At 69.4% G+C, this 13,989-nt stretch carries 15 protein-coding genes; 9 read left to right on the top strand and 6 right to left on the bottom strand.

Features of this window, described 5'->3' with window-relative positions; genetic code table 11:
• A partial coding sequence (purE, locus tag JHC79_RS04885) for a 5-(carboxyamino)imidazole ribonucleotide mutase (RefSeq protein WP_296388899.1) occupies positions 1–527 on the bottom strand: 527 nt, incomplete at its 3' end.
• Positions 520–1,812: a 5-(carboxyamino)imidazole ribonucleotide synthase gene (locus JHC79_RS04880; protein WP_296388898.1), complete on the bottom strand. Its 1,293-nt coding sequence runs from the start codon at positions 1,810–1,812 to the stop codon at positions 520–522. The genes purE and JHC79_RS04880, both read right to left, overlap by 8 nt.
• Before the next feature lie 99 nt (positions 1,813–1,911).
• Between JHC79_RS04880 and JHC79_RS04875 the strand changes: the two genes are divergently transcribed.
• Complete coding sequence (locus tag JHC79_RS04875; RefSeq protein WP_296388895.1) at positions 1,912–2,484, top strand: GtrA family protein; 573 nt, start codon at positions 1,912–1,914, stop codon at positions 2,482–2,484.
• Between the two features lie 3 nt (positions 2,485–2,487).
• On the opposite strand, the gene JHC79_RS04870 is transcribed toward JHC79_RS04875, so the two are convergent.
• From JHC79_RS04870 to JHC79_RS04860, 3 genes are read right to left on the bottom strand one after another with little or no spacing between them, the layout of a single operon-like run.
• A complete protein-coding gene (locus tag JHC79_RS04870; RefSeq protein ID WP_296388893.1) occupies positions 2,488–3,804 on the bottom strand; it encodes a HAMP domain-containing sensor histidine kinase in 1,317 nt (438 codons plus the stop codon).
• Between the two features lie 7 nt (positions 3,805–3,811).
• Complete coding sequence (locus JHC79_RS04865) at positions 3,812–4,489, bottom strand: response regulator transcription factor (protein WP_188490679.1); 678 nt, start codon at positions 4,487–4,489, stop codon at positions 3,812–3,814.
• Positions 4,486–5,001, bottom strand: a complete 516-nt coding sequence (locus tag JHC79_RS04860; RefSeq protein ID WP_296388891.1) for a PH domain-containing protein — start codon at positions 4,999–5,001, stop codon at positions 4,486–4,488. Before JHC79_RS04860 ends, JHC79_RS04865 begins: the two co-directional genes overlap by 4 nt.
• Positions 5,002–5,073: 72 nt before the next feature.
• Between JHC79_RS04860 and JHC79_RS04855 the strand changes: the two genes are divergently transcribed.
• Positions 5,074–5,724, top strand: coding sequence for a DUF6069 family protein (locus JHC79_RS04855; protein ID WP_296388890.1), 651 nt, complete (start codon positions 5,074–5,076; stop codon positions 5,722–5,724).
• Between the two features lie 11 nt (positions 5,725–5,735).
• On the opposite strand, the gene JHC79_RS04850 is transcribed toward JHC79_RS04855, so the two are convergent.
• A complete protein-coding gene (locus tag JHC79_RS04850; RefSeq protein ID WP_296388889.1) occupies positions 5,736–6,548 on the bottom strand; it encodes a biotin--[acetyl-CoA-carboxylase] ligase in 813 nt (270 codons plus the stop codon).
• Between the two features lie 117 nt (positions 6,549–6,665).
• On the opposite strand from JHC79_RS04850, the gene JHC79_RS04845 reads away from it, so the two are divergent.
• The 7 genes from JHC79_RS04845 (at position 6,666) to JHC79_RS04815 (ending at position 13,967) form a co-directional block, all read left to right on the top strand.
• Positions 6,666–8,294: an acyl-CoA carboxylase subunit beta gene (locus JHC79_RS04845; RefSeq protein WP_296388887.1), complete on the top strand. Its 1,629-nt coding sequence runs from the start codon at positions 6,666–6,668 to the stop codon at positions 8,292–8,294.
• Positions 8,291–8,548 carry an acyl-CoA carboxylase subunit epsilon gene (locus JHC79_RS04840; protein ID WP_296388885.1) on the top strand — a complete coding sequence of 86 codons (258 nt, stop codon included), beginning with the start codon at positions 8,291–8,293 and terminating at the stop codon, positions 8,546–8,548. Before JHC79_RS04845 ends, JHC79_RS04840 begins: the two co-directional genes overlap by 4 nt.
• A gap of 13 nt (positions 8,549–8,561) precedes the next feature.
• On the top strand, positions 8,562–9,200 hold the full coding sequence (locus JHC79_RS04835) for a nucleoside triphosphate pyrophosphatase (RefSeq protein WP_296388931.1): 639 nt from the start codon (positions 8,562–8,564) through the stop codon (positions 9,198–9,200).
• Positions 9,201–9,548: 348 nt separating this feature from the next.
• Positions 9,549–10,472 (top strand): ATP-binding cassette domain-containing protein, encoded by a 924-nt coding sequence (locus JHC79_RS04830; RefSeq protein WP_296388883.1) that lies wholly within the window; start codon positions 9,549–9,551, stop codon positions 10,470–10,472.
• On the top strand, positions 10,469–11,287 hold the full coding sequence (locus JHC79_RS04825; RefSeq protein WP_296388881.1) for an ABC transporter permease: 819 nt from the start codon (positions 10,469–10,471) through the stop codon (positions 11,285–11,287). The genes JHC79_RS04830 and JHC79_RS04825 overlap by 4 nt, the downstream gene beginning before the upstream one ends.
• 39 nt (positions 11,288–11,326) lie before the next feature.
• On the top strand, positions 11,327–12,700 hold the full coding sequence (locus tag JHC79_RS04820; protein WP_296388879.1) for a hypothetical protein: 1,374 nt from the start codon (positions 11,327–11,329) through the stop codon (positions 12,698–12,700).
• Between the two features lie 4 nt (positions 12,701–12,704).
• Positions 12,705–13,967 carry a glycosyltransferase gene (locus JHC79_RS04815; RefSeq protein WP_296388877.1) on the top strand — a complete coding sequence of 421 codons (1,263 nt, stop codon included), beginning with the start codon at positions 12,705–12,707 and terminating at the stop codon, positions 13,965–13,967.
• The last annotated feature ends 22 nt before the right edge of the window (positions 13,968–13,989 follow it).

The raw sequence follows: 13,989 nt of genomic DNA, 5'->3' as shown, positions 1-13,989 counted from the left end.
GCGACGTCCTTCTCCAACACCATCGCCTCGAGTTCGCGTTGGAACGCCTGCATCCGTGCCAACAGGACACGATCACCGGTCGCGAGGATCCGCACCGCCAGCAGCCCGGCGTTGCGGGCCCCGCCGATGGAGACGGTCGCGACCGGGACGCCCGCGGGCATCTGCACGATCGACAGCAGCGAGTCCATCCCGTCGAGGTACTTCAACGGAACCGGCACACCGATCACCGGGAGCGGCGTGGCCGAGGCCACCATGCCCGGCAGGTGGGCGGCACCACCGGCGCCGGCGATGATCACCGAGACACCGCGATCGGCGGCACCCGCGGCGTAGTCGAGCATGCGTTGCGGGGTGCGATGCGCGGACACCACACCGACCTCGAACGGCACCTCGAACTCGGCGAGGGCCTGCGCCGCGGCCTCCATCGTGGGCCAGTCGGAGTCGCTGCCCATGATCAGACCCACCCGTGGTCCCGACGGGCTGGTGCCCATCGGATCGCCCGCGGGGGCGGGTCCCGTCGATTCAGCCATCGCTGTGTTCATCCCATCCATCGGTCCATACCGCGGTCGACATCCAGTGTGCGGCCCGCTCGGCGCGCTCACGCACGGCGGCCACGTAGTCGGGGTCGGAGATCGAGCCGGGGCCACCGACGACGTTGACGTGACCGATCTTCCGGTCCGGACGCTCCCCCTTGGCGTAGAGGTGCACCTTGGCGTCGGGCATGCGCGCCATCAGGTGGTGCAGGCGTTCGTCCATCGACATCGTCGGCGCCTGCGCCGCACCCAGGATGTTGCCCATGACGGTCACCGGCGCACGACTTCGGGTGTCGCCCAGCGGATAGTCCAGGACCGCCCGCAGGTGCTGTTCGAACTGGCCGGTAACGGCACCGTCCATGCTCCAGTGGCCACTGTTGTGCGGACGCATCGCGAGCTCGTTGATCAGCAGGCGACCGCCGTCGGGCCCGGGCGTGGTGGTCTCGAACAGCTCGACGGCCATCACACCGACCACGCCGAGGTCGGCGGCGAGCCGCAGCGCGATCCGCTCCGCCGCTTCGGCGAGATCGTCGGACAGGTCGGGGGCGGGGGCGATGACCACTGCGCACTGTCCGTTGCGCTGCACGGTCTCGACGACCGGCCACACCGCACCCTGCCCGAACTCCGAGCGGGCCACCATCGCCGACAACTCGCGACGCATCGACACCTTCTGCTCGGCGATCAGCGCCGAGTCGGAGGACTGCGCGTCGAGGAGGATCTGCCGGGCCTCGTCGAGACTGTCGGGCATCCAGACCCCGCGACCGTCGTATCCGCCGCGGATGGCCTTGAGGACGATCCGACCGTCGTGACGAGTCCAGAAGTCGTCGAGAAGCGTGCGCGCGTCCACCCCGGCATCGGCGGCGGGCGCCAGGTCGGCGAAGTCCGGGATGGGTAGACCCATCTCCGACAGCCGGCGGCGCATGGCCAGCTTGTCCTGCGCGTAGAGCAGGGCCTGCGGCGGTGGCGACACCGTGACCCCCTGCGCGACCAGCTCGTGGAGGTGCTCGGTGGGGACGCCCTCGTGGTCGAAGGTCACCACGGTGGCGCCGTCGGCCAGGCGACGCAGGTCGGCGAGTTCGGTGTGGGTGCCCAGGACGACGTCGGGGGTCACCAGTGCGGCCGGCTCGTCGTGGGAGGCGGCGAGTACGCGCAGGCGCTGGCCCAGCGCGACCGCGGCCTGGTGGGTCATCCGCGCCAACTGTCCGCCGCCCACCATCGCCACGACGGGCATACCGCCGCTGCTCGGGGACGGACGCCGGGTCTCAGGGGTCTCACTGCTCACGGCGGTAATGGTGTCATGACCACCGCACAACACACCCAAAGCGCCCGGTCAGCCGTTCGATGGGGGTGAATACGCGTTCGTTTCGTACACTCTGGACTTGTGTCGTTCATCGACGGGTTGATGGCCCGTACCCCAGCGCCGATCCAGCGGCTGGCGCTCCGTCATCACGAACTGATCAAGTTCGCGCTCGTCGGTGGGTCCACGATGGTCTTCGACATGGCGATCTTCTACAGCCTGAGCCTGTCGGTTCTCGAGCAGAAGCCGGTCGTCGCGAAGGTCATCGCCAGCACCCTCGCCACCGTCCTGAGCTACTTCCTCAACCGTGAGTGGGCGTTCAAGAACCGCGGTGGGCGGCAGACGCACCACGAGGTCCTGCTGTTCTTCGTCATCAGCGGGATGGGTGTCATCCTGCAGGCGGCGCCGCTGTTCATCGCCAACAACCTGTTCGACGTGCGCAACCACGCCAGCGTGGCCCAGTTGGTGATCATCGACTTCGTGCTCGGTTACGTCATCGGCAACGTACTGCAGCTCGCGTTCCGGTTCTGGGCGCTGCGCAAGTTCGCGTTCCCGGAGACGCAGGGCCACGAGGACCAGGAGATCGAGGCGTTGGCCACCGGCCAGGTCACCCTGTCGGACAACAAACCCGCCTCGCAGTCCGACTCCGTCTCGTAGACCTCAGCGGGGCTCGCGTACGGCCCCGACGGGACGCTCGCGCGGCCCGGACAACGGACCCGACTCCCCGGTCGGCACCACGATGGTGAAGGTGGCCGGACGTCGTGCGGCCAGGTCGAGTCGGCCGCCGTCGGCCTCGATGAGAGCCCGCGCCAGCGACAATCCCACCCCGCTCGATCCCCCGGCGGAATAGCCGCGACGGAAGATGTGCGGGACGAGTTCGTCGGGGACACCGGGCCCCTCGTCGGACACCGACACCCGAAGCATCCCTGCCCCGGACAGCTCGGCGACATCGACGAGGGTGTCGCCGTCACCGTGGCGCAGCGCATTGTCGATGAGCACGCTGACCGCCTCACGCAGACGACTCGGTGTGGACCACGCCGTGGTGTCACCGGTGTAGGTGACCGACAGCGCCCGGCCCTCCTGGGCGAAGGAATCGGAGAAGTCGCGGACGAGCGGATCGATGGCCGACTGCACCGGGATGGGCCCCTTGGGCACCACGGCGGAGTCGCGGGACACCGCGATCAGTTCGTCGAGTTCGCGGTTGAGGCGTTCGACCTGCTCGTGGGCGGCCTCGGCCTCGGTGACCACGTCGGCGTCGTCGTGCAGGGACAGCTCGTCGAGTCGGAGCTGGATGGCGGTGAGCCTGCTTCGCAGCTGATGCGACACCTCGCCGACGATCTCGCCCTCCCGTTCGAGTCGCAGCGCGATCTCCCGGTTCGCGACCTCCAGCGCGCTGGAGACACGGTCGAGCTCGATGATGCCGTGGGTCTTCCACGCCGAGTGGAAGTCGCCCTGGGCCATGCTCGACGCGCGCTCGGCCAGTTCCTCGAGCGGATCGGCGAGACGTTTGGCGGTGAAGGCGGCGACAGCGGTACCCGCGGCCACCGACATCGTCAGCACCAGAGCGACGACACCGACTGCGGTCCACTGGTTGCTGCGCACCTGGGACAGCGGAATCTCCATCGTGATGGCGCCGGCATCGCCCAGGCTCACCGACTCGCTCACCGTGGAATCGCCGATGGCCGCACCGACCTCGGTCCGGTCGGTCTCCCCCGGCGCCGCCGGGTACTGCAGTTCGAGCCGCCCGTTCGCAGGCAGCAGCAGGCGGAACGGGGCACTGTCGATCGAGGCCGGGCCCTCCCGGCCCGCGACCTCCTGATCGATGAGCTCGCTCGAGACCCGCTTGAGTCGTTGATCGAGGTCCTGGTGGGCCAGGTCGTCGACCCACCACCAGGCGGTGAACATCAGCGGCAGGCCCAGGAGCAGGCCGATCCCGACCACCATCGCGATCATCGACAGCAGGATTCGCCTGCGCACGGCCGCTCTAGTCCGGATCGAATCGGAAGCCGACACCGCGGACGGTGACGATGCGCTTCTTGCGGCCCGACTGGTCGTCACCGATCTTGCGGCGCAACCACGACACGTGCATGTCCAGGGTCTTCGACGACCGCAGATCGGCCGATCCCCACACCTCGGTGAGGATCTCCTCGCGGCTGACCACCTCACCGCCGCGTTCCATCAGGAAACGCAGCAGGTCGAACTCACGGTTGGCCAGGGTCGCGTCCTTGCCGCCGACGAGCACCCTGCGTCCCCGCGCGTCGAGGTGGATGTCGCCGGCCTCGAGGACGAGGTCGACGCCCTGCTTGCGCCGCAACAGAGCACGGACACGGGCCAGCAACTCGGCGAGTCGGAACGGCTTGCCGACGTAGTCGTCGGCGCCCGCGTCGAGACCGACCACGAAGTCGACCTCGTCGGTGCGGGCGGTGAGCATCAGCACCGCGAGTTGGGGGCGGGCGGCACGTACCCGACGGCAGACCTCGAGGCCGTCCATCTCGGGCAGACCGAGGTCGAGGACGAGCAACTCGAACCGGGTGTCCTTGGACCGCTCGAGTGCGTCGGGCCCGGTCGTCACGATCTCGCAGCCGTAGCCCTCACGGGTGAGCGCCCGGGCCAGGGGTCCGGCGATCGCCTCGTCGTCTTCGGCCAGCAGTACGTCCGTCACGTGTTCACGTTACCGTCGCCTCTGTCGAAGACCTCGTGGTATAGCAACGAGTGCACCTTCTCGACCTGCGGGATGTCGTCGAAGGACAGCGGGTCGTCCGACGCGGACTCGATGATGAGCGTCCCGGTGCGGAGCATGCGGTCGACGAGTCCGTGGCGGAACTCGACCGAGTTGATGCGCTGCAGCGGGATGTCGATGCCCGAGCGGGTGAGGATGCCGTTGCGGAACGTCACCCGACGGTCGGTGAGCACGAAGTGCGTTGTGCGCCAGGAGATCAGCGGACGCAGGAAGAACCAGACGACCAGAGCCAGCCACACCGCGGCGATGACGACCCACACCACGAGCTCACCGGTGCCGCTCAGCGAGGACGAGGTGGTGTACCCGCCCGCGACACCGGCGGCGGCCGTGACCAGCAGGAACACGATCGTGGGGAGGACCAGACACTTCCAGTGCGGGTGACGGTGCAGCACCACGTGTTCGCCGTCGGCGAGGATGTTCTCCGGATACCCCATGCGTAGAAGTTAGTCGAGAGGTCGGGACGTCCGGGTGTGACTCGCTACACTTTGCGTCAAAGGGAGGTGCCGATGTACCCGAACGATCCTCGAGACCCGCGCACACGAGCGTACGAACAGCAGCCCTACCAAGACCAGTACGGACAGGACCAGTACGGCAAGGACCAGTACGGCCAAGACCCCTACGCCGGCGACCACTATGCGGCCGACAACTACTACGACGACCGTCGCCGGACCGCCGAGCCCTATCAGCCGCCGGCCGCCGACCGCTCCCGCACGCGCGCGCCCAAGGCGCCGCGTCGCGGGCCCCGTGTCAACGCCGGCCTGTTCGCGGGCGGTGTGTTGGCCACCGCGGTCGTGACCGCCCTCGCGGCCTGGCTGGCCGCCTGGATCATCCGGGTCATCAGCCAACGGATCACCGAGACCGGCAAGTTCGGGGTGTGGAACCCCGTCGCCCAGGACGAGTACTGGTTCGCCGTCGTCGGTGTCCTGTGCGCCATCCTGGCCGGTGCCCTCTGGTACGTCCTGCACATGACGACACCGTCGCCGGACAGCTTCTTCGCCGGGATCGTGGGGTTGTTGATCGCCGCCGCCGTGCTGTTGCCGTTGCTGTTGTCCCAGGAGTGGACCTCGGCCATCGGGACGGCCGTGATGCACCTGGTCATCGGGCTACCGATCTTCTTCCTCATCCGGGCCATGGGCGCGAAGAGCCTGGAGTTCTAGGCGCGCGGGTGTCAGCCGGCCGGAATCGCGCGCAGATGCGTGACGTCACCGGCGGCGAGCGCCGTGGGGGAATCCGCCCCGTCGGCCAGCACGACGATTCGACCGAATTCGTCGACGTCGCGCGCGGTCCCGACGATCGACCGATCCCCCGGTAGCTCCATCCGGACGCGGGCACCGATGGTGGAGCACACCTCGCGGTAGGACGCGGTCAGGGCGTCGATGTCCTGCGGCCACGACCGCACACCCTCGGCGAGTTCGGCGAGGACCGCACCGGCGAGCGCGGATCGGTCCACCGGGCGGTCGGTGTGCAGGTTCAGCGACGTGGCCGTGGGTACCGGCAGCTCGGCCACCTGCAGGCCGGTGTTGATGCCGAGCCCGATGACCACCGCCGGATGTGTGCCGTGGGCCAGTTCGGCGAGGATGCCCGCCACCTTCGCCCCGTCGACGAGGACGTCGTTCGGCCACTTCAGCACCGCGTCCACCCCGGTGACCGTGCGGATCGCACGCACCGCGGCCACACCGGTCAGCAGCGGGAGCCATCCGAGGACTCCGGCCGCCGCCACGCCGCCGGAACCCACCGCCGCCGACATCGCCAGCTGCGCTCCCGGCGGGGACGACCAGACGCGTCCATGACGTCCCCTCCCCGCCACCTGGTGATCGGCGATCAACACGTGCCCCACCGCGTCGCGATCCGCACATCGAGCCACCAGATCGGCATTGGTGGACCCCGTCTGCGCCACCACCTCGACCGAGCGCCAGAACGGGCCCGCGGCCTGGCCGATCAGTTGCGGGTCGAGGGCGCGGGGGTCGGGATGCGACGTCATGCGGTCAGCGTAGGGCCGTCCGCGACGGCCCCCTCGGCCCCGGATCGGCAAACATGAGACAACACTCAGGTTGGGCCGGTACACGTGACCGAGCGCACGCTCGTTAGCATCGATGCCATGACAACAGCCTCGCGCGACGCAGACAGCGCGCCCGACATCCACACCACCGCCGGAAAGCTCGCTGACCTGCGTGGTCGCCTGGCCGAGGCAGAGCACCCCGTCGGCGAGGGCGCCGTCGAGAAGACCCACGCGAAGGGCAAGCTGACCGCGCGCGAGCGGATCACGCACCTGCTCGACGAGGGATCGTTCGTCGAACTCGACGCACTCGCCCGCCACCGCAGCACCAACTTCGGGTTGGCCGAGCGCCGACCGGTCGGTGACGGTGTGGTCACCGGATACGGCACCGTCGACGGCCGGGAGGTCTGCGTCTTCAGCCAGGACTCCACGGTCTTCGGCGGCAGCCTCGGCGAGGTCTACGGCGAGAAGATCGTCAAGGTGATGGATCTGGCGATCAAGACCGGTCGCCCGCTGATCGGCATCAACGACGGCGCGGGCGCCCGCATCCAGGAGGGCGTCGTCTCGCTCGGGCTGTACGGCGAGATCTTCCACCGCAACGTCCGCGCCTCGGGCGTCATCCCGCAGATCTCGCTCATCCTCGGTGCCGCGGCCGGTGGACACGTCTACTCCCCCGCCCTCACCGACTTCGTCGTGATGGTCGACAAGACCAGTCAGATGTTCATCACCGGTCCCGACGTGATCAAGACGGTCACCGGCGAGGACGTCACGATGGAGGATCTCGGCGGCGCACAGACGCACATGTCGAAGTCCGGCACCGCGCACTACGTCGCCACCGACGAGGAGGACGCCCTCGACTACGTCAAGGACCTCCTCGGATACCTGCCCAGCAACAACCGCGCCGAGGCACCCCGACTCCCGGTCGCCGTTCCCGCCGCCGGCTCGATCGAGGACACCCTGACCGACGAGGACCTCGAGCTCGACACCCTCATCCCGGATTCGCCGAACCAGCCCTACGACATGCACGAGGTCATCGCGCGGATCCTCGACGACGACGAGTTCCTCGAGGTGCAGTCCGGCTACGCCGGCAACGTCATCGTCGGATTCGGTCGCGTCGACGGTCGCAGCGTCGGCATCGTGGCCAACCAGCCCACGCAGTTCGCCGGATGTCTGGACATCAACGCCTCGGAGAAGGCCGCTCGGTTCGTCCGCACCTGCGACTGCTTCAACATCCCGATCATCACCCTGGTCGACGTACCCGGCTTCCTGCCCGGCACCGAGCAGGAATACAACGGCATCATCCGACGCGGCGCCAAGCTCCTGTACGCCTACGGCGAGGCCACCGTCGGCAAGATCACCGTCATCACCCGTAAGGCGTACGGCGGCGCGTACGACGTCATGGGGTCCAAGCACATGGGCGCCGACGTCAACCTGGCGTGGCCCACCGCCCAGATCGCCGTGATGGGCGCATCCGGTGCCGTCGGCTTCGTCTATCGCGGCAAGCTCAAGGAAGCCGCCGCCAACGGCGAGGACGTCGACGCCCTGCGCCTCGAGCTGCAGCAGGAGTACGAGGACACGTTGGTCAACCCGTACGTCGCCGCCGAGCGCGGCTACGTCGACGCGGTCATCCCGCCCTCACACACCCGCGGACAGATCGCGACCGCGCTCAAGCTGCTCGAGCGCAAGATGGTCACCGTCCCGCCCAAGAAGCACGGGAACATCCCGCTGTGAGCGCCGCGGACGACCAGAGCACCCCGCATGACGCTGACGCGACGGCGCAGGCCGCGCCGGTGTTCCGGATCGTGAAGGGCAATCCCTCCGACGAGGACGTCGCGAGCATCGTGGCCGTGTTGGCCGCCGCGACCGGCTCGGGCGAGGCGGCCCCGTCCGGCCCCCGCGACCTGTGGGGCACCCCTACCGACCGACTCCGTCCCGCGGAGCCGCTCGCACCCCTGAACTTCGTCAACCTGAGGTTCGGTTACTGAGTCGTCGACGCCGATCCAGGTCGTTCTCGGATCGGCGTCGCCGGCCCGACTGAAGGTGTTGCGGGCGGCCGGGATCGCACCTCTCGTGCGGGTGTCCGACGTCGACGAGGACGCAGTCGCCGCAGCGCTGCATGTCGATGCGCGACCCGACGAGGTCGTCTCCGCCCTGGCCTCGGCCAAGGCGCGGGCGGTCCGCGAGACGTTCCCAGACGACGCGGAGATCACCGATGATGTCGTCGTCATCGGGTGCGATTCGATGCTTCTCGTGGACGGTCGCCTGACCGGCAAGCCGCACACCGCCGACGTGGCCCGCGCGCACTGGATGTCGGTACGCGGGCGAACGGCGCACCTGCTCACCGGACACTGCGTCATCAGGGTCACCCCGGGATCACCCGATGTGGCGGCGCACGCGGTGTCATCGACGGTGGTGCGGTTCGCCGACGTCGACGAGGCCACGATCGACGCCTACATCAGCTCGGGTGAACCGCTCGAGGTCGCAGGAGCATTCACCCTCGACGGCCTCGGCGGGTGGCTGATCGAGGGCATCGACGGCGACCCCTCGGCCGTCATCGGTATCGGGCTCCCGCTTGTTCGGCGGTTGCTCGCCGAACTCGGCGTACATCTGTCCGAGCTCTGGGTCCATCGAGTGTGACCCGACCTCGTCGGTGATGTGGCGCACGGTGCGCCCGGGCGTGGGCCGCTAGCCTGTGTCGGTGAGATCAGCGGCGAGCGCACACTTCGGCCCGATGCCGACCATCGCGGGGGAAAGCGGATCATGACCGAAGAGCGTCTCGGACGACATTCACGGCGCGACGACGACACGGCGGGCGACCCGGACGGTTTCGTGTTCGCCGGTCAGGAGACGTCCGCGCGCTCGGTTGCGCCTCCGCGGCAGGCACCACCGCCACCACGGCGACAGCCACCACCGCCGCCACGGCAGGCACCACCGCGGCAGCCACCGCCGAACCGGCCCCGACCTGTCGGCCCTCTGGCCGTCGAGGTGTCGGGCCTGAGCAAGACCTACGGCGACCAGAAGGTGGTCGACGACGTCGAATTCGTCGTCCCCGAGGGCACGGTTCTGGGCCTGCTGGGTCCCAACGGCGCCGGCAAGACGACGATCGTGCGGATGCTCGCGACCCTGCTTCGACCCGACGCCGGATCGGTGCGGATCCTGGGTCGCGACGTGGCCAAGGATTCCACCGCGGTCCGCTCCCTGATCTCGCTCACCGGACAGTATGCGTCGGTGGACAACGACCTGACGGCTCTGGAGAACCTCGACATCTACGGCCGACTGCTCGGTCTCAAGGGGTCGCAGGCGCGCCGACGGGCCCGAGAACTGGTCGACCAGTTCGGACTGGCCGACGCGGCGAACCGTCCGGTCCAGGGTTTCTCCGGCGGCATGCGCCGACGCCTCGATCTCGCGGCGAGCATGATCCATCGTCCGGCCCTGTTGTTCCTCGACGAACCGACGACCGGACTCGATCCCCGCACGCGTACGCAGCTGTGGGAGATCGTGCGCGATGTCGTCGCGGCCGGGACCACCGTCGTCCTGACCACCCAGTACCTCGACGAGGCAGACGCCCTCGCCGACCACCTCGTCGTCATCGACCACGGGCGCGTGGTCGGTCGCGGTACCCCCGAGACTCTCAAGAGGTCCGTCGGCAGCTTCTCCCTGTCCATCCGTCTTGCCGATCCCGGCAGCACCCAGGCCGCGGCCGCGACGATCGAGGAGCTCCTCGGCCACTCGGTGGACATCGACCGCCGTACCGGCGAGCTGACCGCGCCGGTCCCCGACTCCGCCCGTGCGGCACAGGTCATCGCGGCCCTGTCCTCCCGACGGATCACCGTGGGAGAGTTCGGCGTCCACTCGCCCTCGCTCGACGAGGTCTTCCTCGCCCTCACCGAAGACCGGAGCAAGAAATGACCTCGACCGAGAACGTCTTCGCGGCGATCCCCACGGCGACGGTCACCGAGAACATCAGTGCGGGCAAGGCGATCCGCGACACCGCCACGTTGGCGCGACGGGGATTGCTCAAGTTCAAGCACTCCCCGCAGCTGCTGGTCGACGTCATCATCGTGCCGATCATCTACACCGTGTTGTTCGGCAGCATCTTCGGCGGTGTCATCGCCGGGGACGTGACGACGTACCTGCCCACCCTGATCCCCGGCGTGCTGGTCAACGTGGCGATAACCTCGACCGTCGTCGTCGGCATCCAACTGCGGGAGGACATCGACAAGGGCATGCTCGACCGCTTCGTGTCGATGCCGATCTCACGTATCGCACCGTTGGCGGGCGGACTCGTCGCCGCGAACCTGCGGTACCTGATCGCGGTCGTCATCACCGTCGCCGCCGGCGTGGCGATGGGATACCGCCCGGCGAGCCCGCTCGGCGTGCTCGCGTCGGCGGCCCTCGTCGTGTTCTCCGCGTTCGCGTTGAGTTGGGTGTTCGCGCTCATGGGAGTCGTCCTGACGAAAGCTTCGGCCGTGCAGGGGTTCTCGGCACTGCTGCTGACCATCCTGGGTTTCACCTCGAATGCGTTCGTGCCCACCAGCACGTTACCGGGGTGGTTGCGGCCCATCGCCGAGGTCAATCCGCTGTCCCAGCTGATCTCCGCGGTACGCCTGCTCTCCAACGAGGGACAGGTCGACCACCATCTCGTCTACTCGGTGGTCGGTTCGTTGCTGATCATGGCGATCGCGACGCCGCTCACCGTGCGCATCTATCTGCGCAAGCTCTGACGAGCGCGCTCACCCACGGCTCGACGCAGGAGGAACGACGTGCCCGACCGCACACCACCCGTGCTGCGCACCACCGCCGACGACGACCTTTTCATCAGGATGGACCGCGCCCTGGGTGTGCCCGTCGTCAACCAGATGGTCTGGCGGCTGACGTCGGCACCGGGTGAACGCGAGCTCGAAGCGCTCTTCGGTCGGCTGGCGGCAGGGCGTCTCGGGCGGCTGCTGCGCCGGACCGGCCTGCCCCTGGTGCGAGATCACTGGGTCGGTGCCGGCCCCGCGTCGGGCCGACTGGTCGCCGACCCCGAGGCCGTGGCCGATGATGCGATCGTCGCGTGGATCGACGCGGCCGCGTCCCGTCCACTCGATCTGACCGAGGGCCCGGTGTGGGAACTGCGCTCGGCGCCGCTGGTCTCCGGAGGCGCGGTCGTCTCGCTGTGCGTCGCCCACGCGGCCGGCGACGGCTCGGCGGTACTCGACGCCGTCCGGGCCGCCCTCGACACCACGACCTCCTCGACGTTCGCGGCGCGGTCGCCGGGGCTGATCGACCAGGCCGCCGACGCCGCGACACAGGCCGGCGCCATCACCCGCAACCTCGTCGCCCTGGCCCGTGGGGCGATCTCCGCGCGCGCCAGGACATCGACCGACGGCGACGGCGACGAGAAGGCCCCCCTGTCGGCACGGAGCAGCCGGGTCGTCCCCCGGGATCCCGAAGCCGCACCCGACGACGACCTCGGGTTGGCCCCGGTCGCCATCGTGAGCATCCCGACCGAACAATGGGCGGCCGCTGCCGCCGCCGCGGGCGGCTCGTCGAACACCCTCTTCATCGCCGTCGTGGTCGGCATGCTCGTCGCGGGCGGCCGCGCCGGCGACGACGACATCGTGCGGATCTCGATCCCGATGTCGTTGCGCGGTGGCGTCCCCGACGACCGGGCGAACGCCACGTTGGGGCTCTCGCTCGACGTACCCGCATCGGCCGCCCGTGAGCAGGACCTGGCGACCATCCGGGCGCTGTCGAAGGACGTGTACGCCCAGCGTACCGCCCGGCCGGGCACGTTCGTGCGGCTCCAGCCGATGATGCAGGCGCTCGGGGACCGCGCCGTGGCCGCACTGAGCAAGGGGGCCACCACCCCGCTGGCACTGGCCTCGAACCTCGGCACCCTCGACGACCACCTGGCCGGGCTCGGAGACCCCACCCGGGTCGGCGGGATCGTCACGCGGTCGACGACTCAGGCGATCAGCACCGCCCGCCTGCGCGAACTGCGTGGCGGACTCGCCGCGTGGGTCAACGACACCGGTCAGATGACGACCGTGTCGGTGATCGGCCTCGACCCCGACGCCCTGGGCCGCACGTCGTTGTCGTCGATCCTGCACGCCGAACTGGCCCGCTGGTCCCTGACGCCACGGGAGTGGTGAACGGATGAGGCTCGCACTGGCCCTCAACGGCAGCCGGGGCGACGTGCAGCCGGGCATCGCCGTCGCGCTGGAGATGGCCGACCGGGGACACGACGTGGTCGTCGGTGTCCCGGAGAACCTCGTCGACTTCGCCCGGGGACACGGAGTCGATGCGCAGATGTTCGCCCCGGACACCGACGACCTGCTGAGGTCCCCGCTGATCAAGCGTGACCTGAAGTCGTCGAACCCCCGTACGCGCGCGCGGGCCATCCGCGAGGTGACCGAGTTCGGCGCGGCCACGATGGACGAGCGGCTGCTCGAGATGGCCGACGGCGCCGACCTCGTCGTCACCGGCCTGATGGGCCAGGAGCGTGGCGCGACGGTGGCCGAGTTCCGCGACGCGGCGTTCGTGCCCCTGCACTACTGCCCCGTCCGGCCGAGCCGAAGTGTCCCGGTGCCGCTCGGTCCGCTGGCCGCCCTGCGGGCGGTGCCACCGCTCAGCAAGGCGGTGTGGCGGCTGGTCGACCACGCCTTCTGGTTGGGCTCGGCGCGGCGCGGCGACGTCGCGCTGCGACAGCGTCTGGGCATGGCCGCCGCCTCCGGGCCCCTCGGCGGACGACTCCGCAGCGCCGGCACCGCGGAGATCCAGGCCTACGACCCCGGACTGTTCCCGACGCTCGCCGCCGAGTGGGGGCCACAGCGGCCGCTCACCGGCTTCGTGACGTTGCCCGCATCCGAGGGCGATCACCCGTCCGACGAGGTCTCGACGTGGCTCGACGCGGGCTCGCCGCCGGTGTACGTCGGGTTCGGCAGCATGCCGCTCGCCGACGCCGCGACCACGTTCACCCACATCGCCGAGACGATCCGCGCACAGGGACACCGCGTCCTGGTGTGCGCCGGACCCAACTCCGACGCGATCGCCGGGCGTCTCGCGAACCCCGAGGTGATGGTGGTCGGAGCTGTGGACCACCGGCTCGTACTGCCCCGCTGCGTCGCTGCCGTCCACCACGGGGGTGCCGGGACCACCGGGGCCTGCGCGCGGGCCGGGGTACCGAGCCTGATCGCGGCGTTCAGCGCCGATCAGCCGTTGTGGGGACGCGCGATCAGCGAGACCGGACTGGGGGCCACATGCGGCGTCTCACAGGTCGACGGGACCGCGCTGCCGGATCTCATCCGCAGAATTCTCGACCCCGATACCGCGCTCAGAAGTCGTACATTTGCACAGCAAATGATCGAGCCTTTCCGCGCCATCACCTCGGTCGCGGAAATACTCGAGCGAACCGCGTGACCTGACGTCTCCGCTCACCTCG

It is taken from the genome of Williamsia sp., from assembly GCF_016462415.1.
Taxonomy (GTDB): Bacteria; Actinomycetota; Actinomycetes; order Mycobacteriales; family Mycobacteriaceae; genus Williamsia_A.
Note: the sequence above shows the minus strand (reverse complement) of the source record. Positions and strands in the feature narration are given on the sequence as shown.

Excerpts from the sequence above, each read along its gene's own strand:
- JHC79_RS04860 (WP_296388891.1), bottom strand. The coding sequence starts at position 5,001 with ATGGGGTATCCGGAGAACATCCTCGCCGACGGCGAACACGTGGTGCTG.
- JHC79_RS04855 (WP_296388890.1), top strand. The coding sequence starts at position 5,074 with ATGTACCCGAACGATCCTCGAGACCCGCGCACACGAGCGTACGAACAG.
- JHC79_RS04850 (WP_296388889.1), bottom strand. The coding sequence starts at position 6,548 with ATGACGTCGCATCCCGACCCCCGCGCCCTCGACCCGCAACTGATCGGC.
- JHC79_RS04845 (WP_296388887.1), top strand. The coding sequence starts at position 6,666 with ATGACAACAGCCTCGCGCGACGCAGACAGCGCGCCCGACATCCACACC.
- JHC79_RS04825 (WP_296388881.1), top strand. The coding sequence starts at position 10,469 with ATGACCTCGACCGAGAACGTCTTCGCGGCGATCCCCACGGCGACGGTC.
- JHC79_RS04815 (WP_296388877.1), top strand. The coding sequence starts at position 12,705 with ATGAGGCTCGCACTGGCCCTCAACGGCAGCCGGGGCGACGTGCAGCCG.